Raw genomic sequence first — 22300 nt, 5'->3', positions numbered from 1 at the left:
GCCCCTATGTCCGGCGGGTTCCCGTGGACTATTGCCCGACCTTGTCCATAGCCTGGTTGAACAATGCCTCGAGGGCCGGCCCGGCGAGCGCCAGCAGTGCCGCCACAAGGACGGCCGACATCAGGGTGATCATCACCCACCCCGGGACGTCGCCACGTTCGCTGTGCCCCCGGCCATCTTCAGCGGAATTTCTGGTTCCGGTGCGTGGACCGGACCGCCGTAGCAACATGCCAAGCGTGAAGATCAACAGCGCCACGCGGCTTCCGATTTTTGTCACTTTGTCCTCTTTCTCTTGCTTCGTCTCTGCTTCCCTCGTGATATGTTCCTTACTTCCCCCGTGATACGTGCCGGGGGAATCCGGGCCCTACAGTCCCAGGCTGATCGCCGCCAGACCCGGGAACACGGCGAATACGACGGTGAGCGGCAAGACTCCGAAAACGAGCGGCACCATCATCCCGATTTCCTTCTTCCCAGCCGACTCCATCAGATCCCGCTTCGCCGTGTCCCTGACATCCTGGGCCTGTGCCCTCAGCACGTCTGCGAGGGGCGTTCCCCGCTCCACGGCAACGATCATCCCGTCAACAAAGCGGACCAGCGGGCCAAGGTCCGTCCGCGCTGAGAACTCCTGCAGCGCCTCCACGAGGGGCGTCCCGGCGCGTGTCTCGGCCAGAACGCGGGTAAATTCCTTCACCAGTTCCCCCCTGGCACTGCGGCAGACCCTGTCCAGCGCCCCGGTGGCACTTTCGCCGGCACTGACAGCAAGGGCCATGAGCTCAGCGATGCTGGGGAACTCGGCCATCATTCGGGATTCGCGCTTTTTGATGAGCGCACCCAGGAGATAGTCCTTCAGGAGGAATCCGCCCGTGGCGGCGCCGAGCGCGACCAGGACGGCCACGAACGGGCTGAACCGTCCGATCACTCCGGCGAGGACGAGCACACCGACCGCGAGGGCGAAACCGCCAAGAGCCCACAGGAGTTGCTCAGCCCGGAAATCCGCCGTCGTCCGGCTGCTGCCCGCGCGGGCAAGCCGGCGGTTCAAGGCCGTCGAGCCAAGGTTGATCCTGCCCGCCGACGCGATGGCATCGCTGATCACAGGGCGAAGAATTCGTTCGAGTGGACCAAAAGGGGTGATGTTTCCGGGCACTGACCGCAGGAGCCGTGATTCCAGGTTATGGGTCTTCAGTTGCGGCCCGATGCGATCCGCGAACGTCATGGGGCGCATGAACGGGAGCCTCACGAGCAATAGCCACAGGCCGGAACCGAGGAGAAGCCCGCACGCCGCGGCGCTCGCCATGAGCCCTGTCATCGGAGGACCCGCTCGTCTTCCGGCAGAGCACCGATGCGGAGCATGATGGCGTAGGAAAGCAGTGAGACCCCAAGTCCGCCGAGCAACACGGCAGCGCCGACCGGCGTGTTGTAGGCCGTCACTGCTTCGGGGCGGCTCGCCAGCAGTACCAGAACTACCCACGGAGCGGCAACGGCAAGCCGCGCAGCGTTGACCGTCCAGGATTGCCGGGCCTCAAGCTCACTCCTGGTCCGCGCGCTCTCCCTCAGGAATTCTGCGAGGGTGCCCAAGAGCCGGCCCAAGTCTGAGCCGCCTACCTCCCGGGTGAGTCGGAGGGCTTCCACGATCCTGTCAGCCACCGGATCCGCCAGCCGTTCTTTCAGGCGATTGAGGGACGGATCAAACCTGCCTCCCGAACGGTAGTCCGAGCCAAAGTCGATAAACACAGGACGGAGCTCCACCGGGCCTTTGTGCCCCAGCTGGATCAGCGCCTCGGGCAACGACAGTCCTGCCCTGATGGCCGACCTCAGGTGGTCCACAACGTCAGGCCAGAGCTGGCGCAGGACGGCTGCGCGCTTGCGGGCGCGCCATCGCACGATAGCCATGGGCAGCCAACCGCCGAACATGCCAAAACATCCAGAGATCGGCCACGACCGGGTCACTGCGAAAAACGTAATAGTCGTGAAGGCCCCGACCCCTAGACAAGAGGTGATCAGTCCCGCCGCGCTGACTCTTTCTATGCCCGCTGTCCGCAGCAGGTCCTCCAGCCTCCCCGCCCGGCGCATGGGCCGGACCGTCCGCGGTTTCTCCCATAACGACCACCAGATCAACAGCAGTCCCGCCCCGCCGAGCACCCCCAGCAGCGGCGCCATCAGAGCGGCCCCAGCAGCGCCGCGACGTCGTACCCGGACTGCGCGAATTTCTCCGCGGCCGGCATCGAATTGGCCCTGGCACGGAGCTGTCCATCCGTCACAGCGAACACCATGGACGACTCGATGATGCCGTTCTCCACCCTGCGGCCGAGCGACAGGATTTCCGTCACCTGCCGGCGCCCGTTGGCGTGCCTGCTGCAATGGACTACAAGGTCAATACAGGAGGCCACCGTGGGGACCACGAAGGCACTGGAGATGTTCTCCCCAGCGAGTAGCGGAAGGGTGCATATTTTCGTCACCGCGTCGTGCGCCGAATTGGCATGGACAGTGCACATCCCGGGGAGCCCGGAATTCAAGGCGATCAGCATGTCTAGGCTTTCCGCTTCCCGAACCTCGCCGACCACCAGCCGATCCGGCCGCATGCGCAACGCCTCCTTGACCAGTCGGCGCAGGGGGATTTCACCCGCGCCCTCAAGATTGGGCTGCCGGCACTGCAAACCCACAACATCACGGAGCGGAAACTGCAGCTCGAAGATTTCCTCCACCGTGATGACGCGCTCGCGGGTTCCGATGCTCGCGGCGAGGCAGTTCAGCATGGTCGTCTTCCCTGCCTGCGTCGCTCCGGACACGAGGATGTTGAGGCCGCTGGCCACGGCCGCACCGAGGAAGCGTGCGGCCTGCGGAGTGAGCGTGCCCAACTCCACCAAATGCTCAAGCCGGCTGGCTTTGACCACGAATTTGCGGATGTTCACGGCCCAGTGGCGCCGGGTGACATCCGGGATGACTACATGCAGACGGGACCCGTCCGGAAGGGCGGCATCCACAAACGGAGACGACATGTCCAAGCGGCGGCCGGAGCTCTTGAGCATCCGCTCCACCAGGTCCCGGATCTGCTGGCCTGTCAGGGAGACAGAAGTCAGCTCCGATTCCCCGTTGCGCGCCACGTAGATCTCGTTGGGGGAGTTGATCCAGATTTCCTCGATTGCCGGATCATCCAGCAACGGCTGCAGCGACCCGAACCCGGCCACCGCGTCGTAGACAAATCTTCGGGCCGACTCCAGGGGTCCCAGCGGAGGCAGCGGCGCAAGGAGCGCCCGCTCGTCGTAGTCACTGACTGCTGCGTCCACGAGACGCCGGACCTCGCCTGCCTGCCGCTGAGGGTCCAGACCCCGCCGCCGAATCAGCTCGCGGACTTCGTCCTCGACAATACGCACAGCCTCCATGGGGCCCCCAATATGACTTTCGCCCCTGCCGACAGGCGGTGCAATTGGGTTAAAAATAGGCGGAGGCCGTCGGCCGGGCAAGAGCCTGCCGCGGGGCTTGTGGACAACTTTTAAGGTTGCGGCATGACAACATTCACACCAGCACCATCCGAATCACTGGTTTCACATTTCTGCCGGTGTTAGGGTGGGCGCGACAAGTCAGACATTCTCTAGCCGGGCCACTTCTTGGCGCTGGACCCGGCCTTGAGACCCATGTGATGCGGCCTAAGAACGTGTCGTTGTTCCGGAGCGGAAAATGAAGCGGACCCTAACTTCCCCCAATAGTCACCGCGGCCGCCGAGTCGGGGTCATCGCCCTGGCCGCCTCCCTGTTGGCCGGGCTTGGACTCGCCTCGCCGTCCGCCGCCGTCGAGCCGACACCGACGCCGGCCGTTTCCGCAGCGACCACCACCGCGACGGCAGCTGCGACGGCAGCGCCGACGACCACGCCCGCGCCCGCGTCCGCCGCCCAGGCTCCGGCACCGACGGTGTCCCCCAACTCCGCGCCTCTTGCCCCGGCCGCCGCCCCGACGGCGTCAGTGGGTGCCCCGGCTGCCGGCACGGCGTCGAAGGACAAGGCCGCAATGGCTGCCGCCGTGGGCCCTGGAGGCGCCGAGATGGGCCAGCGCTCCGCCCGGGTTGCCGGACCTTCGCCGTCCCTCAAAACCAGCACGCAGTCGGCAGCGATCGAAACACTGACAACGCAGGGCTCGTGGTCGCCGTCGTTTGGCGTGAAGGGCCTTGACGTCAGCGGCTACCAGTCCGGCGTCGACTGGCCGACGCAATGGAATATGGGTGCCCGCTTCGCCTACGTAAAAGCCAGCGAAGGCAACTACTTCACCAACGATTCCTTTAGCTCCCAGTACGACGGATCACGCAGCGTCGGGATGATCCGGGGTGCCTACCACTTTGCAATTCCTAACTGGTCGTCAGGCGCGGACCAGGCACAATACTTCGTCCAGAATGGTGGCGGGTGGAGTTCGGACGGCTACACCCTTCCGCCCGTACTGGATTTCGAGTACAACCCGTACGCGGGCCGGACCATCAACGGGGTCTATTTCGGCGACACGTGCTACGGCATGTCACCGGCGCAGCTGACGTCCTGGGTGCACGACTTCGGAAACACGATGTTTTCCCTGACCGGCCGCCTGCCGGTCATCTACACGAACTCGTCCTGGTGGAAGCAGTGCACCGGCGATCCGGGCGGCTTTAGCGACTATCCGCTGTGGGTCGCCTACTATCCCGGATCCGCCTCAGACTATGCCGGCCCGATTCCGTCGAGCTGGGACAACTTCAGCATGTGGCAGTACAGCAGCACCGGCCCGTTTGCTGGCGACTCCAACATCTGGAACGGCGACTACGCCAGCCTCCAGCGGTTTGCCACTGGAGTGCCGCCCGCTGCGACTCAGGGGATTGCCGCAACGGCAGCTTCCACCACGTCGCTCGGAGCGCCGGCCTCGGGGATTGTCTGCGGCCAGCCGCAGGGCGGCTGCTACCAGGATTACCAGGGCGGCGCCATCATCTGGTCCCCCGGCACGGGTTCGCACGCCTCCTTCGGGCCGATCCGAACCGAGTGGGCGGCCACCGGGTTCCTCGGCGGTCCGATGGGCTACCCGACTGGCGACGTGACCTGCGGCCAGCCGCAGGGCGGCTGCTACCAGGACTATCAGGGCGGGGCGATCATCTGGAGCCCGGCCACGGGCGCACACACCACGTCCGGATCCGTCCGCACGGCCTGGGGCGCAACCGGCTACCTCACCGGCCCGTTGGGCTACCCGACCAGTGAGGTCACTTGCGGGCTCACGCAGGGCGGCTGCTACCAGAACTACCAGGGCGGTGCGGTCATCTGGTCCAGCGGCGCCGGCTCCCGGGCCACCTACGGGCCGATCAGGGCCCGCTGGGGCGCGCTGAACTTCGTCGATGGAACAATGGGCTACCCCACCGGTGACGTGTCCTGCGGTTTGCCCTCAGGCGGCTGTTTCCAGGACTACCAGGGCGGGGCAATCATCTGGTCCGCCGGCACCGGCGCCCACGAATCCACCGGTCCCATCCGGACTGCGTGGGGCAAAGCCGGCTCTGTCGACGGCCCGATGGGCTACCCCACCGGCGACCTCGCCTGCGGGCAGCCCGCCGGCGGGTGCTACCAGAACTACCAGGGCGGAACGATTGCCTGGTCCGCCGCAACCGGCGCGCACACGGCGACCGGGTCCGTCCGCACGGCGTGGAACGCATCGGGATTCCTCAGCGGCCCCATGGGCTATCCTGCGGGCGATGTTACGTGCGGGCTCCCCTCCGGCGGCTGCTACCAGGACTACCAGGGCGGCGCGATCATCTGGTCCGCAGCCCTCGGCGCCCATCCTACCTACGGACCCATCCGGGCCCGATGGGCCGCCATGAACTTCGTGGACGGACCGATGGGCTACCCCATCGGGGACGTCACGTGCGGGCTGCCTTCCGCGGGCTGCTACCAGGATTACCAGGGCGGCGCGATCATCTGGTCACCGGCGACCGGCGCGCACGCCTCCACCGGTCCGACCCGAACCGCCTGGGCAAAAACCGGCTTCCTGAACGGACCTCTGGGCTACCCCACGGGCGAAGTCACCTGCGGGCTGCCCTCCGGCGGCTGCTACCAGGACTACCAGAACGGAGCCATCATCTGGTCCCCGGCCACCGGCGGCCACCCCTCCACAGGACCGATCCGGACCGCGTGGGCCAAAACCGGCTTCCTCGACGGGCCGCTGGGCTACCCCACGGGCGACGTCACGTGCGGCCAACCCTCCGGCGGCTGCTACCAGGACTACCAGAACGGCGCGATCATCTGGTCCCCGGCCACCGGGGCCCACCCCTCCACCGGACCGATCCGTGCAGCCTGGGCCAAAACCGGCTTCCTCACCGGCCCACTGGGCTACCCCACCGGCGACGTCACGTGCGGCCAGCCTGCCGGTGCGTGCTACCAGGACTACCAGGGCGGGACCATCACGTGGTCGGCCGCCCTGGGGGCCGTGGTCAAACTCAGGACTGCGCCGTAGGGATGCGCAATTGCGGGCAGCGCTTTGTGATTTACGCCCGCCGGGACAGCGCTGCAAAACGTCCATAGGACTGGCACGAACGGGGATAAGACGCCGACTGGAACCACAGATTGCGGCGGCATTTCTCCGGGAAATTCCGAAACAATCCCCATCATTAATGACCCATAAGGTCACCGAAGACTTGTGCCGGCTAACCTGCCCCACGCCCGGCACTGCCGACTATTGATTTCGGCGCGTCCTCCTTATTACGGGTAAACACCGCGAATAACCGCTATTGTGATTCTTGCAGTCGTGAGGGCCGTTAATTGGGGGATAAATGCACAAAATGAGAACACGCCACAGACCTTTCTGGGTTGTCCTGGGTTCACTGACGTTGGCGGTAACCCTCGGGTCTCCGGCAGTTGCAGATTCAACCCCCGCCCCTTCGCCGGTTCCGACTGCAACCGCCGCGACGCCGTCGAACGACGCCACTGCGGTACCTTCAGAGGCACCGGGCGCACCGCCGGAGCCGCGGCCGCCTTCCCAGTCGCCAACCCCGGGTGCCCCGTCCGGCCCCACGCCCCCGGCTCCCTCGATCCAGCCGCCGGAGGCGGCGGCGACGCCCCCCGTGGCAGGCGCCCAAGCCCAGGCGGACGCCGGCGTTCCCTTGACCACAGGCGCCCAAGCCATTCTTGATCGCTGGACAAGCCTCGGGGCGCAGACCGGCATCCTTGGGGCGGCCAAGGCGCCCGCGTCATGCGGGCTGCGCAACGACGGCTGCCTCCAGGAATTTGCCAACGGCAGCATAGCCTGGACCGCCACCACGAAGGCCCAGCCCGTCACTGGCGACATTCTCGCCAAGTGGACCGCGCAAAACCTCGCGGATGGCAAAATGGGCTACCCTACTGCCGCCGCAACCTGCGGGCTCCCCCAAAACGGCTGCTATCAGGACTATGAGGGTGGCGCAATCATCTGGTCTCCCGCCACCGGAGCCCAGCCGACCTGGGGTCCCACCCGGGCACGGTGGGCGACACTGAACTTCGTAGATGGCCCCATGCGTTACCCCACAGGAGACGTCACCTGCGGGCTGCCGCAGGGCGGCTGCTACCAGGACTACCAGGGCGGGGCCATCATCTGGTCTGCCGCCACAGGGGCCCAGCCGACGTGGGGGGCCACGCGGACCCGGTGGGCGACACTGAACTTCGTAGACGGTCCGATGGGCTACCCGACGAACGCTGAGACCTGCGGACTGCCGCGGGGAGGCTGCTACCAGGACTACCAGGGCGGGGCCATCATCTGGAGCCCGGCCACCGGAGCCCAACCCACCTGGGGGGCAATCAGGGCCCGATGGGGCACGCTGAACTTCGTCGACGGTCCGATGGGGTACCCGACCAGCGCCGAAACGTGCGGACTTACACAAGGAGGGTGCTACCAGGACTACCAGGGCGGCGCCATCATCTGGAGTCCTGGCACCGGAGCCCAGCCCACGTGGGGGGCCACCCGGGCCGAATGGGGAGCACGGAACTTCGACCGCGGCTCGCTTGGTTTTCCCACAGGAGCCGAAACCTGCAGCGGCGGGCAGTGCACCCAGTACTACCAGTTTGGCAAGGTCAGCTGGTCGCCGCAGTCCGGAATTAGCTACTCGCAGTTCCCGGCAAGCTACTGCGAATCGCTGAACCGCGGCACCACGAAGTACCCCGGAGGAACACCCCGGGTGTCCTTCGCGGTTGCCGAGAATTACCCGTCGACCCACATCAGTTTTGTGAACTGCGTCCGCGAGAACGGCGCCTACCGCACGGAATGGAGCACCAGCGGATTTGACGGCGAAAGCGGTTTTGCCCGTCCGGGCGTTGCAACCGGGCCGACCATCAACAAATACTCGCCCACCGGTTCCTTCACGATTTCTGATGCTTTCGGAATCGGAAACCCAGGGACGGCCTTGAACTACATCACCCTGAACCCCTATTCCCGGTGGGGCGGACGGTTGAACGGCAACTACAACAGGTACTTCGAGTCCAGCGCAGACATTTTTCCGGATGAAAACATGTGGTACTACGCCACGCGCCGGCAGGGCGACTACAGGCAGGGCGCCGTGATCAACTACAACCGGGAACCGGACTCGCCCATCACAATGAATGCCGGCTTCGCCATCTTCCTCCATTCCAATCCTGTAGCCACTTGGGGATGTATTTCATTGAGCGAAAGCGACATCGTGCGTTACCTGCGTACAGCCGCACCCGGCGATCGGCTCATCATGGGGGTAGGCTCCGATGTATTCCGGTAGGCGCATGGCGGCCGGCTTCGCCGGACTAGTGATACTGGTTGCGGCTTCGTCGTGCTCGTCCGGCGGGCCTTCGTCCGGGAGCGGAGCGAGCAGCGACTCCCCTGCGGCGCCACCGAGCAGCAACGCCCCCACGGGGCCCACCATTGGCAGGGATGGACGGACCGTCCTGCCGTCGTCGGACTCGGCTGCTTGCGCCCTGCTGAGCCAAGGTGCCATCCAGGACGCCCTGGGGGATGTCGCGTCCTCGCTGGGTCCCTCCCAGCCGAGTTCCGAAAGGTCGCCAGACGGGACCACCACCGACTCCTGTCTTTATCCATTCGACAAAAGCGGGGTTACGACCAACGGCCTTGTCATCGAAGTCCTGACGTATCCATCGCCACAGGCGGCAATTGCCGCGAATCCATTTGCACTCCTCATGAACGCCGAAGACCTTCCGGGGCTGGCGCACCCAGCGAAATTCGGCGTCAACAAACTGAGCGACTCGACGGAATTTGTGGTGGCCTCGCTTCAGGACTCCCGCCTGTTCAAGCTCGTCGCCGCGACGCCGTCGTCGAAATCGTGGGAAACAGCGACGGGCAGGGCAAATATGAAGAAACTGGCGACGGCGGCCGGTCTATAGATGCGCCGCGCGCAGACAAAACCTGCGACGGTCCCGGGCAAGCCGACTCTTATGGGTCCAGGGATGCGACGGATCTCCGCAGGAAACGCCCACCCTTGTCGCAGGATGCGGCCTCGAAACAAAACTACTCCGCAGGTTTGGCCAAATGAACCGCCTTGTCTCCGGGCTGTTCCATAGACTACTTTGACCTCCCTCCCTCCCTGCTGCCGCCTGGCGGTGGCGAGGGAGGTGCCGCAATTTTAAAAGGGAAACAATGAAGCAAATTCGGATGTTCGCAGCACTACTCACTGCATTGCTGCTGTCCGCGGTGTCTATCCCCATTCTCGCCCTGGCACCGGCGCAGGCCGCACCGGCCGCAGTCGCGCAGACCCCGCTGACCATTGCACCGACACCGTCACCGGCCCCTTCCGTCGACCAGACGAATACGCCGCCCACGACGGCCGAAACCTTCGAAACTCCTCCGGCGCCCGGGGTCAAAGGCCGCGCCCCCGCCCCCGCAATCACTACCGAGTCGTATTCCCTGGCACGGGCGGGCGACATCAAAGTGACGCTGGTGACCGTGCAGCTCGCCGACAAATCGCCCGCCGACACAGCAGCAATCTCCCTCCCGGCGGCCAATGCGGCAATCGACGCCGCGAGCCGGTACTGGAAGACCATGTCCAATAACCGGTTGTCCCTTTCCGTCGCCGCCACCCGCACCGGAGTGAAGTCCGCGGCCACTTCAAGCCAGTCGTACACCCAGATCATGGACACCGTCACCCGCGAACTCAACTGGGTCACCAATCCCTACACCGCCCTGGTCGTCTTCATCCCCACACCCCTTCTGTCGTCAAACGCCTACGGCGCCGGGTGGAGCGCTTCCGGGATCAGCGGGCGTGTGCTGATGCCGCTGCCGGGCAACCTCACCAACAGTGTCATCACCCACGAGTTCGGCCACGTGTTCGGCCTCATGCACTCCGACAGCCTGCAGTGCACCGACGGGGCCTCGGACGTCGCCAGCAACACCGACGGGTCCTTTGCCGACTCCAGCTGCTCGATTCGTGAGTACGGCAACACGGGCGACCTCATGGGCGTCTCCCAGCTCAGCCAGCCGACGATCAGCTCAAGCCTTTGGCAGTACGGCGGGTTCGGCCGCGGGGATGAGATCCTCGACGCCGGCAGGATCGCCGACAGCAGGAGCTTCACCCTCACCGCCTGGGCCGGCACGGCGCCCAACAGGGCCGTGAAGTTCACCGACCCCATGAGCGGCGAGGTCTACTACCTGGAGCTGCGGCTTCCCGTCGGATACGACGCCGCGACCGCGGTCGGCGGCAACCGGGGCGTGAACATCGTCCAGAACGGAGGCCTCACCGTAGCCAGTTCGATCATCCTGATGCCCAGCACCCAACCTTATTCCGGCTACTACAGCCGGAATTCCGCGTGGCAGGCGGGCCAGGCGTTCACGACGCACGCAGGGACGCGCGTGTCCATCGACTGGATTTCCGACACGGCCGCCGGCGTGACCATCGAATCGACGGCGGCTGTTGCGAGCCGGGCGATTGCACCGGTGGCCTCGGCGACGACTTCCCTGGGCAGCGCCACATCAGGCGTCGTCTGTGGACTGCGAACCGGGGGCTGCTACCAGAACTACCAAGGCGGGGCCATCATCTGGAGCCCGGCCACCGGCGCCCAGCCCTCTACCGGCGCGATTCGGTCCCTATGGGGCGCGCTGAACTTCGTCGATGGCCCCATGGGCTACCCCACGTCTGCCGAAATCTGCGGACTGCCGCAGGGGGGCTGTTACCAGGACTACCAGGGCGGTGCGATCATCTGGTCCGCTGCCTCCGGCGCCCACGCCTCCACCGGCCCGACCCGCGCAGCATGGGCCAAAACCGGATTCCTCGACGGACCCCTCGGCTACCCCACCAGTGAAGTGACGTGCGGCCAGCCCTCCGGCGGCTGCTACCAGGATTACCAGGCCGGCGCGATCATCTGGTCCCCGGCCACCGGCGCCCACCCCTCCACCGGTCCGATCCGCGCGGCATGGGCCGGATCCGGGTTCCTCACCGGACCGATGGGCTATCCTGCGGGCGATGTAACCTGCGGGCTCGCCTCCGGCGGCTGCTACCAGGACTACCAGGGCGGCGCGATCATCTGGTCCCCGGCCACCGGCGCCCGGACCACCTACGGCCCGATCAGGGCACGATGGGGCGCACTCAACTTCGTGGACGGCCCGATGGGATATCCCACGGGCGACATGACGTGCGGGCTGCCCTCCGGCGGCTGCTACCAGGACTACCAGGGCGGCGCGATCATCTGGTCCCCAGGAACCGGCGCCCACGCCTCCACCGGCCCGATCCGGGCTGCCTGGGCGGCCACCAGCTTCCTCGACGGCCAGCTGGGATATCCCGCAGGCGAGGTGACCTGCGGGCTGCCCTCCGGCGGCTGCTACCAGGATTACCAGGGCGGCGCGATCATCTGGTCCCCAGGAACCGGCGCCCACGTCTCGACCGGCCCCATCCGCTCGGCCTGGGCCAAAACGGGCTTCCTCGACGGGCCCCTCGGCTACCCCTCCGACGAGGTGACATGCGGCCAGCCTTCGGGCGGCTGTATCCAGAACTACCAGAACGGGATCATCACCTGGACCCCGACGACCGGGGCGCACGCCCTGAGCGGGGCCGTGCGCACCGCCTGGACCGCAAGCGGATCCGCCACCGGACCGCTGGGCTACCCCACCGGAGACGTCACCTGCGGACTGCCGCAGGGAGGCTGCTACCAGGACTATCAAGGCGGCGCCATCATCTGGTCCCCTGCCACAGGCGCCCGACCGACATTCGGGGCGATCAGGGCACGCTGGGCATCGATGAACTTTGTGGATGGAACCATGGGCTACCCCACGGGGGATGTCACGTGCGGCCAGCCCTCGGGCGGCTGTTACCAGGACTACCAGGGCGGTGTCATTTCCTGGTCCGCTGCCAGCGGCGCCCACGCTGCCGCGGAGCCAATCCGGACGGCCTGGACCCGCGTGGGCTTCCTCTCCGGATCGATGGGGTACGCGACCGGCGAGCAGTCCTGCGGCCAGCCTGCCGGTGGCTGCTACCAGGACTACCAGGGTGGAGCAATCATCTGGTCCCCGGCCACAGGCGCCCACCCCACAACCGGTCCGATCCGATCCGCCTGGGCAGCCACCGGGTTCCTCACGGGCCCACTCGCCTACCCCACCGGCGACGTCACCTGCGGCCAGCCCAACGGCGGCTGCTTCCAGGAGTACCAAGGCGGGACCATCACGTGGTCCCCCACCCAGGGAACGTCCGTCACCCCCAGGAAGGCGCCCTAGGCATAGCCGGCTGCAGACGACGCCAGGCTGCCCTGCATCTGCCACAAGGTACTCTTGGAACTGCATCCACTGTGCTGTAGAAACCGGAGACCACGCTAAACGTATGGCCGCATCAAAAGACGTCACGACGAACCCCGGTCAAAGCTTTGGCGGTCGTTCTGCCTCGGCAGTGGCCATTGGATCCGCTGTTTCGGCCGGGTCCGGCATCCTGATCCTGTTCATCGCCAGTCATTCCCTGTCCAAAGAGGACAACTCGGAGTTCCTCGCGTTCTGGGCCGGCCTCTTCTTCGTTTATGGCGTTCTGGGCGGCGTTCAAACGGAGTCAACGCGTGCCGCGTCCACGGTTTCGGCCCTGGGTGGCCACAACCAAGCCCGCCACCCCCGGCTCATTACGGCTGGGCTGATCAGCGGAGGCGTGGTCGCGGCATTGATCGCGGTCCTGTCCCCCCTGCTGACGACATTCAATTTCTTCCACAATTCACAGATCATTTCACTGGGCCTGATCCTCACGGCGATCCTCTATTCCGGTCACTGCGCGTTGGCCGGAACCCTGCAGGGAAGCGGCCGGTGGTCCGTCTTTGGCCGTTTTCTGATTCTGGATGCTTTTCTCCGGCTTGCCTGTGTAGGTGCCGCCGCGGCCTGGGCGCTCGGGCTCTTGGGACTAGAGGTTGCTTGTTTTTGCGCCTTGGCTGCCTGGCTGCTTCTGCTCGCCACCTCCCGGGCCGCCCGCCGATCGCTGCAAGTGCGTGCAGACGTTCCACTGGGAAAGCTCCTGGGGCAAATATTTCACGCGGTGATTTCCTCAATCTCATCAGCCGCCCTGATTGTCGCCTTCCCGCTCCTGCTCAAGCTGACCACTGCCTCGGCGGTGTACGAGCAGTCGGCTCCTCTCCTGCTGGCCATTTCCATGACCAGAGCCCCGATCATGGTGCCACTTCAAGCCTTTCAAGGGGTAGCCATCGCCCACGTCGTCAGAGCGGGATCCGAGGGCTGGCGCGCGCTGCGCAAGCCGATTCTCCTTCTGGTGGCAGTCGGCGGAACCGGAGCCGTCCTGGCCTACCTGATCGGGCCCAGCCTCATGCTGCTCTTCGGGAAAGGCTACGACGTCGGCGGCATGACGCTCGCGCTGCTGACGCTGGCGTCTGTTGTCATGGCCGTCCTGACGTTGACCGGAACAGCCACATTGTCCATGGGACATCACCGGGCGTTTTCTACAGGCTGGGTCACGGCGACCGCTGTCGCTATCGCGGTGCTGCTGCTCCCGTTGCCGTTGGAAGCCCGCTGCATCCTTTCGCTGACGCTTGGCCCGGCAGTAGGCATAGCGGTTCATGTCTTCTCCCTGGGGCTGTCGTCCAAGGCCGCCGAGGCCGCTGTCTAGCTCACGGCCACGGCCACGGCCACTGGCCGGCGAACCCCGGGCTAGCTGGCAGCAGTGCACACAAAAAAGGACCCCCCGGCGTCGTGCAGCTCACGCTGAGCTCCACGCGCGACCCGGGAGGTCCTTTTGCCGCTCATGACCGGTCCCGCCCATAGACTTCCGGGCCGGAAACCTTTAGGCCTCGTGCAGGATGAAATCCTTCAGGCGCCCCAACACAATACTTCTTTCGAGATTGGCGAAGTGGTAGGCCTTCCCCCTCGCTCCAAGGTCGCGCCTCTGGGCGTCGGTCATGGCATGGAGCGACCGTATGTTCTCCGCCAGGGCAGCAGAATCACCGGCCGGCCCCACGAGTCCGCACTGCGCCTGGTCCTCGACCAGAGTCCGGACTTCCCCATCCATGGCCAGCGCGAGGGGACGGCCGGAGGCGATGTAGGACATCACTTTCGCGGGGATAGTGGCTTCCAGAAGATCGCTTTTCACCAGGCACCCCACCAGGACGTCTGCAAGAGTCGTGTACTTCGGGACATCGGCAACCGGGTGGTGGCCCTCAAACCGGAAAACATCCCCAAGGCCGCGCCGGGTGACCTCGCTTTCGACGTCGCTCCGGCTCATGCCATCACCGACGATGACCCAGGAAATATCCGTGAGCCCCTCTGACTTGAGGGTCTGCGCCGCATCAATGATGGTCTCAAAGGACTGAGCCGGACTGATGTTGCCCGTGAAGACCACCTTGAAGCCCCCGCCGAGCCGCTGCGCCAGTTCGGGATCGTGGATCTCCTGCTCGTAAAGACTCTCGCAGGCCTGGGGCACCACCGTGATCTTCTCATCCGGCAGGCCGGTGATGCTCTGGATCTTCCCGCGCATCTGTTCGGACAGCACGACGATCTTGTCCGCCTGGCGGTAATGCCAGTGGGACACCTTTTCGGCAAGGCGGCGAAAGAATTTGTTCTGTATGTTCAAAACCGAGAACAGGTTTTCCGGCCAGAGGTCCAGCACGTACATAGTCGATTCTATTTTACGGACCTTCGACAGGATCAGGCCGGTAATCGACATCATGACGGGCGACAGCTGATAAAGAAAAATCTTGTCGTACTTGCCGAACATCAAGCGGGGAAGATGGATCAGGCTGGCTACGGGAAAAGAAACATAATTCAAGAAAATGCGCAGGCTTGAATTGTCACCGCGCGGTATCTCCGGAGCCCGGAATATGTTTATTCCGTTGTGCTGCTCTTTGAAGGGGCCGCGCCATGTGTAGCCGGGAAAAAACTCACCCTTGGGGTAGTTCGGCAGCCCGCACAGCACTTCGACATCCACGTCTTTTTCGACCAGGTAGTCGCAGATATCATTTATCCGAAACCCCTCGGGCCAGAAGTGCTGGCTTACTACCAGGACTTTTGCGTTGCCCGCCACTGCTAGGAGGCTGTCGGGATCGACGGCAGGAGTTCCTGGATGTAGTCCGTGGTCTTGATCTTTTCGATGATCTGATCAATGGTCAGCTGGTGGGTGTTGTGTGAGGTGTATTCCTCCAGCGTCTCACTGACGGTATCTCCGGCATCGAAGAACTTCTCATAGTTGAGGTCCCGGGTGTCCGCGGGCACCCGGAAGTAATCTCCGAGGTCCTCGGACTTCGCCCGCTCTTCCCTCGTGAGCAGGGTCTCATGCGCCTTTTCACCGTGTCGTGTACCGATGACGTTGATCTCGGAGTCGGACCGGAAAAGTTGCTTCATCGCAATCGCCAGATCCCCCACGGAGGACGCATCGGCCTTCTGCACAAACAAGTCGCCCTGGTTGGCGTGCTCGAACGCAAAAAGAACCAGCTTGACGGCTTCGTCGAGGTTCATCAGGAAACGGGTCATGTGCGGGTCCGTCACGGTCAGGGGCTTTCCGGCCAGGATCTGATCCGCGAACAAGGGGATCACCGAGCCACGCGAGGCCATGACGTTTCCGTACCGCGTGCAGGAGATGAGAGTCTCGGTGGCATCGACGTTGCGTGACTTCGCGATGACGATTTTCTCCATCATGGCTTTTGATGTGCCCATGGCGTTGATCGGATAGGCAGCCTTGTCGGTCGAGAGGCAGACAACCTTCTTGACGCCCGCGTCAATTGCCGCAGTGAGGACGTTGTCGGTACCAAGGACGTTGGTCCGGACAGCCTCCATCGGGAAGAATTCGCACGACGGCACCTGCTTGAGTGCGGCAGCGTGGAAGATGTAGTCCACTCCGCGCACCGCTTCGCGGACGCTGTCAATGTTGCGAACGTCACCGATATAGAACTTCAGCTTGTCGTTGCTGTAGGCCTTGCGCATGTCGTCCTGTTTCTTCTCATCGCGGGAGAAGATCCGGATCTCGCCTATATCTGTGTGCAGGAAGTGCTTCAGAACAGTGTTTCCGAAGGAGCCGGTGCCTCCGGTAATCAAAAGGGTCTTGTTCTTGAACAACTTGTCTCCTTGGTCAGCAGATATATAGGGCTGCGAGTGTGGCTGCAACCGTTAGATGATATCAGCGGGGCGCCCTCACCCGGTTTTGGCGGGATGAGCGGCGGCGACGGATAGACGGTCGCCAAATTCGGGTTAACCGGGTTTCGGCGTAGAATCGCAATCATGCCTAGCCCAGACACACGCCGAGTTCTCGTGATCATGCCGGCCTGGAACGAGGGCGAAACCGTCGGCAGCACGGTGGCCGAGGTGCTGGACCTGAACGAAGGATACGACGTCCTGGTCGTCGACGACGGCTCAAGCGATGACACTGCCCCGGCCGCAGCGGCCGCTGGCGCGACGGTCCTCCGGCTCCCTTTCAACATGGGGGTCGGAGGAGCCATGCGCACTGGTTTCAAGTACGCAGACCGCTACGGCTACGACGCCGTCATCCAAGTCGATGCCGACGGCCAGCACGATCCCCGCGACATCGCAGCGGTACTGAAGGGGCTGGAATCGGCGGATATCTCGATCGGAGCGCGTTTCGCGGCCAAGGGTGACTACAAGGTCTCCGGACCCCGCCGCTGGGCCATGGTGTTCCTGGCTGCCGTGATCTCCGCCCTGGCGCACACAAAGCTGACGGACGTGACGTCCGGATTCAGGGCCGGCAACAGGCGCGCCATTGCACAGTACCTGGATCACTACCCGGCAGAATATCTCGGCGACACCATCGATTCGCTGGTCGTCGCGATCAAATCAGGCTGCAGGGTCACGCAGATACCCGTCGCCATGCGGCCCCGACAAGGGGGCACGCCGAGCCACAACCCAGCCAAATCCGCTATCTACCTGCTGCGGTCCGTGTTCGCGTTGCTCTTTGCCGTGACCCGGAGCCGCTCGAGAATCGCAGTACAGGAAGGCCCCGCCTAATGGGAAACACTCTGGCCGCATTCATTTTCGCCTTGGTCATGGTGGGGATTGTGCTCGAACTGGTCCGCCGCAAAGTCTTCCGGGAAAAATATGCGGCGCTCTGGCTGATTATCGGCGCTAGCGCCCTCGTGCTGGCCGGGTGGCCGGGCCTGTTGCCCTCTGTCAGCAAACTTCTCGGCGTGCAGGTTGCCTCCAACCTGCTCTTTGCACTGTGCATCATCTTGCTGCTGGGTGTGTGCCTCCACCTGTCCTGGGAACTGTCGGTGGTCGAAGACGAGAACCGCACGCTCGCCGAAGAAGTGGCCATCCTGCGCTCGGCAGTCGAACGCGTGGAAGCGGGCCTCAGCCAGCTGGAACGGCGCCCGGAGGCGCCAGCGGAAACTGCCTGGTCTCCGAGCGAACAGTCCCCCGCCGGCCCTGGAGAATGACGGCGGACTGCCGGCCATCCGACCCCTAGCACGGCCTCAAGTAGAATTCAATGGTCCATCTTTGTTATTCCGCGGGAAGCGGCGCACGCGCTCGGACCGGGGATCTACGACTGTGAGGAACGACGGGGGAAGATCCCGCCGACCGCGGTCACCTAGGAAGTCGTGACCAGCCCGGATTTAGACATTCCAGACGTCGTCCTCCGCCGGACGCTGCGGACGCCTGCGGACCGCGCCCGTCGCCGGCCCGCCGGCCCCGTCACATCGTGGATAGCGGTAATTCTCGCCTGCTCCGCGGCGTTTGTTGCAGTCGTGGCTTTCCGTGCGGCCGGCGGCCTGACAGGCTGGCGCTACCTTGTGGTTCTGGCACTGGTCATGGTGATCACGCCGATCGGCCGGAATCTGTCCCAGCGAATCCTGTTCTCGATTATTGCGCTGGCAGGCATCTCCCCCTTCATGTGGTGGTTCAGTGCTGACGTGCCCTACCTTGACCGCGGAACGGTCTTGCTCGCGCTGGCTGCCGCGGGCCTGCTTGGCTCGGTCACGTTTGCAGTCGTCCGCCGGTTGTCGTTCCGGCGCTTCGTGCCACGGTTCCAGGCCGTAGATGCCCTGCCGGCCGTAGCCGGCGTCGCCTCGGGCTGGGTTGTCCAGAACTTCCTGTTCGCACAATCCTTCGAGTCGACGCTGTTGCTCCTCACGCGGTCGTGGGACTTCGCCCCGCACTTCAACATGTTCAACATGATTCGCAACCATGGCTCCGTGATTGCGCTGCTTCCCTCTGCACCCGACGGAAGCGCCTGGTCAGCCACCTCGTATCCGCAGGGGTTCCACGCACTCCTGGCTTCCCTCGCTGAAGTCGTCGCCGGCAGCAAGGCCGGCGACGTCGCCCAGGAATCAGTCCTGTTCCTCAAACTCGTCGGCGTGGCCGCCGTCCTTGGCACCCTCCTGGTCGTGGCGGCCCTCACCTCCCTGCCCGTTTTCCGGCGACATTTCCTGGTCACGCTTCCCTTTGTCGCCGTTGTGGCTACTGCGTGGATAGTTGGACCCGGAGCCATTCCTGTGTTCAATGCGTTCCCAAACTTCGGACTGGGGGTGGCACTCTGCGTCGCCTGCATCGCGGTCGTTCAGCTGCGGCGCGTCGTTCACCCTGTGGCCGCAACGAGTGCCCTTGTCCTGATCCTGACTGCCGTCGCCCACGGCTGGATACTGTTGCTGATCCTTTGCCTTCCGAGTGTCCTCGTCTACGGCGTCTACCTGTTCTGGCACCGGCGGGAAGCCGGCTGGCGCAGCTTGGCGCTCCACTCGGCGATTGCGGCCGTGGCCGTGTCCGGCGTGCTCGGCGCCGTCTGGCAGCTCCGCCAGTTGTCGGCGGGCGAGGTCCTGACCACACCAGGCGGGACAGCCACGGCCGACACAGGCGTGGCTGTGCTGTGCATCGTCGCAAATGCCTTTGTGGCTTTGGCTTTCTACTCCCGCCGGAAGGTCGGCCACGCCGACGACCGCCGGGGAACCCTGACGTCTCTCCACGTTCTGGCAACCCCGCTCTTCGCAGCCGTTCTCCTCGTCGGCCTGGCGGTATTCCAGCTGATGGAAGCTTCCAAAGTCACGTACTACTTCCACAAGTCGTTCCTTGCAGTCGAGCTCCTGGCCATCGTTTGCACCGTTGTTGGGGCGGCGGAACTCTGGGCGCCCCTCCTGGCAGGACAGAGCCGCCGAAAGACCTTTGTCGCCGCGTCCCTGTTGACGTCGCTGGGCGCCACGCACTTCTTCGGGCTGCCGTTCACGAATCTGAGCGAACAGGGACTGGAGCCGACAGCGCAAGGTGCCGTAGGCGTCCTGCAGCAGTCCAAGGCACTGTCCGACCCGGCACCGCGGCTGATTTCAAAACTGACCGGAATGGCCGCCCTGAAGAACCCGCGGCCTTTCATCTACGTCGGCTTCGACGACGCCTTTGACCCCCAGCTGGCAGCACAATGGTCTTTGACCCTGCAAGGGAAGTGGACGGCGTCCTCCGACCTCGCGGTGCCGATGGTCAAGCCGCTTTACCGGGGTCCGTCCCATGTCCCGGAGGCAATCGACGCCATCCTGACAGCCAAGCCGGACATCGACGTCGTCGTGGACCCGGAACTGGTCCCGGAACTGCGGGCCTGGCGTCCCCAGTTCGCGTCCCGGATCATTACGTACTAGGCCCGGCCTGGCAGCCCGCTGGCACAGAACTAAGGCCACCCCTGCCGCAGGGGTGGCCTTAGTTCTGGGTCGCGGTCTTAGCGGGGGTTGACGGCGATTCCGGCCCGCTGGTGGTGGGTGTGGGCGGTCGAGCGAATAAAGTTCACTGCCCGGCGCGACGTATCGCTGATCTGGTAATCCGCCGGAATTGCCGGCGGACCATCCGTCTCAAACTGGTCCAGAACGATCGTGATGGCATCAACTATTGCGTCGGCCTTCACTCCGGTCGTGATGATGGCTGCGGTGTCGAGGGACTCCGGCCGTTCAATTGCATCCCGCAAGGTCACCGCAGGGAACCCCAGCAACGAAGACTCCTCGCTGATGGTCCCGCTGTCCGAAAGGACGAGCCGTGCATCCTTCTGCAGCCTGACGTAGTCATTGAAGCCAAATGGCGGATGGAAGCGCAGACCGCGCTTAAGCTCTTCCGGCTGGTCCTCGAGGCGCTTCCTGGTCCTCGGGTGTGTTGAGACCAGGACGGGAAGCCCGTACCGCTCGCTCACGGCCTGGAGGGCCTTCAGGATCTCGGCCAGGCGCTCGGGGCTGTCAACATTTTCTTCCCGGTGCACGCTGACCATGAAGTACCCGCCGGGGGTAAGCGACTGCTTCTCGAGGACATCGCTCGCAGCGATGGCGTCCGCGTTGCCCTGCAGGACCTCTTTCATCGGGGAACCGGTGAGCAGGATGCGGGACGGGTGAAGCCCTTCCGCGAGCAGGTTGCGACGAGCGTGCTCGGTGTAGACGAGGTTGTAGTCGGCAACATGGTCCACCAGGCGGCGGTTTGTTTCCTCGGGAACGTTCTCGTCGAAGCACCGGTTGCCGGCCTCCATGTGGTAGACCGGGATTTTGAGCCGCTTGGCCATCAGCGCGGAGATGCAGCTGTTGGTATCGCCCAGGACCAGCATTGCATCCGGCTTCTCCTGCAGGAGGACCTGCTCCGTCTTCGCCAGGATCGAGCCCAGGACGGCGCCCAGCGATGACGTGTCGGCGGCCAGGAAGTGATCAGGCTTGCGCAGTCCCAGGTCTTCGAAAAAGACTTCGTTCAACTCGTAGTCGTAGTTCTGGCCGGTGTGTACCAAAACGTGGTCCGTGCTTCTGTCCAGACGTCGAATTGTGGCAGCCAGGCGAATGATTTCGGGCCTGGTGCCAACAATGGTCAAAACTTTTAGCCTGCGGCCAGCGTCGGTCATACTTCCTCCGGGAAAGTGTCGGGAGAGGCTGGATCAAAGATTTCGTTGATCCAGAACATCGTGTATAGCTTATCGGATCCGGTATTTGTGATCTTGTGCGACCACATTGTCGGCATGTCTATGGCGACAGGATTTTGCCCGTCGACGTGATAGGTGACAACGTCATCGCGGAAGAGTTTTCGCATGGAAATTTCAGCGGTGCCCGACAGCACCGTAAATCGTTCTATCTTGCGCCGGTGGTAATGCTGGCCCCGCGTCACGCCCGGTACCGTCGTGGAGAACGAGGACTGGCCTTCTCCTCCACCGCTGCGCACGACTTCGAAGAAGGCGCCTCGCGCGTCTTCCTTCCGGTCCAATGAAATCGGGAGCCGGTCGCCGACCAGGAAAGAACGGTAGGTGTTGAACATGTCCCGTTCGAAGGGTCCGGAAATGTCGGGAATGGTCCCGGTGGAATAATGGTCCGCAGTCTTTTGGATCAAGGCCGCCACCTCGCTGACCAGCCTGGTCGTGGCGAGGCCCAGCGCGTCCTCCGGCTCATGCAGCCCCAGCAGGACTTCCGCGGCCGTCTGCGCGTGGAGCAGCAGCAATTCCTTGTCGTCCTGGACGTGCAAAGGTTTGCCGTTGGCTGCGAGGTGGCAGAAGGTGGCGACCACAGAGTTGTAGAAGGGGAGCCCGTGCTCGCCGAACAGGTTGGGGAGCTTGACGTCGACAAAGCGGGCGCCGGCTTTCTTCGCCGCCTCTTCCAGAATTGTTCCCGCCTGCTTCTTCCCGAGCCCGTAGGGCGAACTGTTTCCGGCCTGGATGGAATTGGCATACACGACGGTTGTTGGCTTCGCGGACGCCGTCTCGAGTGCCAGCGCGAGTTGCTCCGCGAATTCCACGTTTCCCTGACGGACGGTCTCGTCGTCGCCACGGTTGACCCCGGCGACGTGAACCAGTGTCGTTGCGTTTTCGACGGCGGTGGAAGCCGCAGCGGCGTCGAACTTCTCGCCCAGGGCTATTGCCTCCGTCGTCTCGCCGAGGGAATGGGCGAGGACCCGGGTGTGCCATCCTAGGAAGCCGTTGCTCCCGGTTAATGCGATCGTCACTGCACTGTTC

General features: G+C 64.3%; 16 protein-coding genes. 8 read left to right on the top strand and 8 right to left on the bottom strand.

All coding sequences use genetic code 11. The annotated features are described in order from the left end of the window. Positions 1-28 precede the first annotated feature (28 nt). The 4 genes from AC1DES_RS08610 to AC1DES_RS08595 all read right to left on the bottom strand — a co-directional run bounded on the left by AC1DES_RS08610 (position 29) and on the right by AC1DES_RS08595 (position 3380). The gene (locus AC1DES_RS08610) at positions 29-229 is read right to left on the bottom strand and encodes a hypothetical protein (protein WP_476895321.1); all 201 of its coding nucleotides are present in this window, start codon (positions 227-229) and stop codon (positions 29-31) included. Between the two features lie 135 nt (positions 230-364). Next, on the bottom strand, positions 365-1306 hold the full coding sequence (locus AC1DES_RS08605) for a type II secretion system F family protein (RefSeq protein ID WP_476895280.1): 942 nt from the start codon (positions 1304-1306) through the stop codon (positions 365-367). Next, positions 1303-2157: a type II secretion system F family protein gene (locus tag AC1DES_RS08600; protein ID WP_476895279.1), complete on the bottom strand. Its 855-nt coding sequence runs from the start codon at positions 2155-2157 to the stop codon at positions 1303-1305. Before AC1DES_RS08600 ends, AC1DES_RS08605 begins: the two co-directional genes overlap by 4 nt. Beyond that, positions 2157-3380, bottom strand: a complete 1224-nt coding sequence (locus tag AC1DES_RS08595; protein ID WP_476895278.1) for a CpaF family protein — start codon at positions 3378-3380, stop codon at positions 2157-2159. The genes AC1DES_RS08600 and AC1DES_RS08595 overlap by 1 nt, the downstream gene beginning before the upstream one ends. 295 nt (positions 3381-3675) lie before the next feature. Here AC1DES_RS08595 and AC1DES_RS08590 point away from each other — a divergent pair, with 295 nt between their 5' ends. The 5 genes from AC1DES_RS08590 to AC1DES_RS08570 all read left to right on the top strand — a co-directional run bounded on the left by AC1DES_RS08590 (position 3676) and on the right by AC1DES_RS08570 (position 14023). Further along, a complete protein-coding gene (locus AC1DES_RS08590; RefSeq protein WP_476895277.1) occupies positions 3676-6447 on the top strand; it encodes a GH25 family lysozyme in 2772 nt (923 codons plus the stop codon). Positions 6448-7054: 607 nt separating this feature from the next. Continuing rightward, positions 7055-8710, top strand: a complete 1656-nt coding sequence (locus AC1DES_RS08585; RefSeq protein ID WP_476895276.1) for a L,D-transpeptidase family protein — start codon at positions 7055-7057, stop codon at positions 8708-8710. A 415-nt stretch (positions 8711-9125) separates the two neighbouring features. Next, the gene (locus tag AC1DES_RS08580; RefSeq protein WP_476895275.1) at positions 9126-9329 is read left to right on the top strand and encodes a hypothetical protein; all 204 of its coding nucleotides are present in this window, start codon (positions 9126-9128) and stop codon (positions 9327-9329) included. A gap of 268 nt (positions 9330-9597) precedes the next feature. After that, positions 9598-12645, top strand: coding sequence for a M43 family zinc metalloprotease (locus tag AC1DES_RS08575; protein ID WP_476895274.1), 3048 nt, complete (start codon positions 9598-9600; stop codon positions 12643-12645). A 103-nt stretch (positions 12646-12748) separates the two neighbouring features. Then, the gene (locus AC1DES_RS08570) at positions 12749-14023 is read left to right on the top strand and encodes a polysaccharide biosynthesis protein (RefSeq protein WP_476895273.1); all 1275 of its coding nucleotides are present in this window, start codon (positions 12749-12751) and stop codon (positions 14021-14023) included. 174 nt (positions 14024-14197) lie between these two features. Here AC1DES_RS08570 and AC1DES_RS08565 read toward each other — a convergent pair whose 3' ends face one another. Beyond that, positions 14198-15433 carry a glycosyltransferase family 4 protein gene (locus AC1DES_RS08565; RefSeq protein WP_476895272.1) on the bottom strand — a complete coding sequence of 412 codons (1236 nt, stop codon included), beginning with the start codon at positions 15431-15433 and terminating at the stop codon, positions 14198-14200. A gap of 2 nt (positions 15434-15435) precedes the next feature. Further along, positions 15436-16461, bottom strand: coding sequence for a polysaccharide biosynthesis protein (locus AC1DES_RS08560; protein ID WP_476895271.1), 1026 nt, complete (start codon positions 16459-16461; stop codon positions 15436-15438). Positions 16462-16623: 162 nt separating this feature from the next. Here AC1DES_RS08560 and AC1DES_RS08555 point away from each other — a divergent pair, with 162 nt between their 5' ends. The 3 genes from AC1DES_RS08555 (at position 16624) to AC1DES_RS08545 (ending at position 19976) form a co-directional block, all read left to right on the top strand. Further along, positions 16624-17364: a glycosyltransferase family 2 protein gene (locus AC1DES_RS08555; RefSeq protein ID WP_476895270.1), complete on the top strand. Its 741-nt coding sequence runs from the start codon at positions 16624-16626 to the stop codon at positions 17362-17364. Further along, a complete protein-coding gene (locus tag AC1DES_RS08550) occupies positions 17364-17792 on the top strand; it encodes a DUF2304 domain-containing protein (protein WP_476895269.1) in 429 nt (142 codons plus the stop codon). Before AC1DES_RS08555 ends, AC1DES_RS08550 begins: the two co-directional genes overlap by 1 nt. Positions 17793-18101: 309 nt before the next feature. After that, a complete protein-coding gene (locus AC1DES_RS08545; protein ID WP_476895268.1) occupies positions 18102-19976 on the top strand; it encodes a hypothetical protein in 1875 nt (624 codons plus the stop codon). A gap of 77 nt (positions 19977-20053) precedes the next feature. Here AC1DES_RS08545 and wecB read toward each other — a convergent pair whose 3' ends face one another. Beyond that, on the bottom strand, positions 20054-21202 hold the full coding sequence (wecB, locus tag AC1DES_RS08540) for a non-hydrolyzing UDP-N-acetylglucosamine 2-epimerase (protein ID WP_476895267.1): 1149 nt from the start codon (positions 21200-21202) through the stop codon (positions 20054-20056). Further along, a complete protein-coding gene (locus tag AC1DES_RS08535) occupies positions 21199-22290 on the bottom strand; it encodes a polysaccharide biosynthesis C-terminal domain-containing protein (RefSeq protein ID WP_476895266.1) in 1092 nt (363 codons plus the stop codon). The genes wecB and AC1DES_RS08535 overlap by 4 nt, the downstream gene beginning before the upstream one ends. Positions 22291-22300 lie beyond the last annotated feature (10 nt).

This window comes from Arthrobacter sp. 05T442 (assembly GCF_056395945.1).
The sequence above is the reverse complement of the archived record's forward strand: the minus strand, read 5'-3'. Positions and strand labels throughout refer to the sequence as shown.

Excerpts from the sequence above, each read along its gene's own strand:
- AC1DES_RS08610 (WP_476895321.1), bottom strand. The coding sequence starts at position 229 with ATGTTGCTACGGCGGTCCGGTCCACGCACCGGAACCAGAAATTCCGCT.
- AC1DES_RS08605 (WP_476895280.1), bottom strand. The coding sequence starts at position 1,306 with ATGACAGGGCTCATGGCGAGCGCCGCGGCGTGCGGGCTTCTCCTCGGT.
- AC1DES_RS08600 (WP_476895279.1), bottom strand. The coding sequence starts at position 2,157 with ATGGCGCCGCTGCTGGGGGTGCTCGGCGGGGCGGGACTGCTGTTGATC.
- AC1DES_RS08595 (WP_476895278.1), bottom strand. The coding sequence starts at position 3,380 with ATGGAGGCTGTGCGTATTGTCGAGGACGAAGTCCGCGAGCTGATTCGG.
- AC1DES_RS08590 (WP_476895277.1), top strand. The coding sequence starts at position 3,676 with ATGAAGCGGACCCTAACTTCCCCCAATAGTCACCGCGGCCGCCGAGTC.
- AC1DES_RS08580 (WP_476895275.1), top strand. The coding sequence starts at position 9,126 with ATGAACGCCGAAGACCTTCCGGGGCTGGCGCACCCAGCGAAATTCGGC.
- AC1DES_RS08575 (WP_476895274.1), top strand. The coding sequence starts at position 9,598 with ATGTTCGCAGCACTACTCACTGCATTGCTGCTGTCCGCGGTGTCTATC.
- AC1DES_RS08570 (WP_476895273.1), top strand. The coding sequence starts at position 12,749 with ATGGCCGCATCAAAAGACGTCACGACGAACCCCGGTCAAAGCTTTGGC.
- AC1DES_RS08555 (WP_476895270.1), top strand. The coding sequence starts at position 16,624 with ATGCCTAGCCCAGACACACGCCGAGTTCTCGTGATCATGCCGGCCTGG.
- AC1DES_RS08550 (WP_476895269.1), top strand. The coding sequence starts at position 17,364 with ATGGGAAACACTCTGGCCGCATTCATTTTCGCCTTGGTCATGGTGGGG.
- wecB (WP_476895267.1), bottom strand. The coding sequence starts at position 21,202 with ATGACCGACGCTGGCCGCAGGCTAAAAGTTTTGACCATTGTTGGCACC.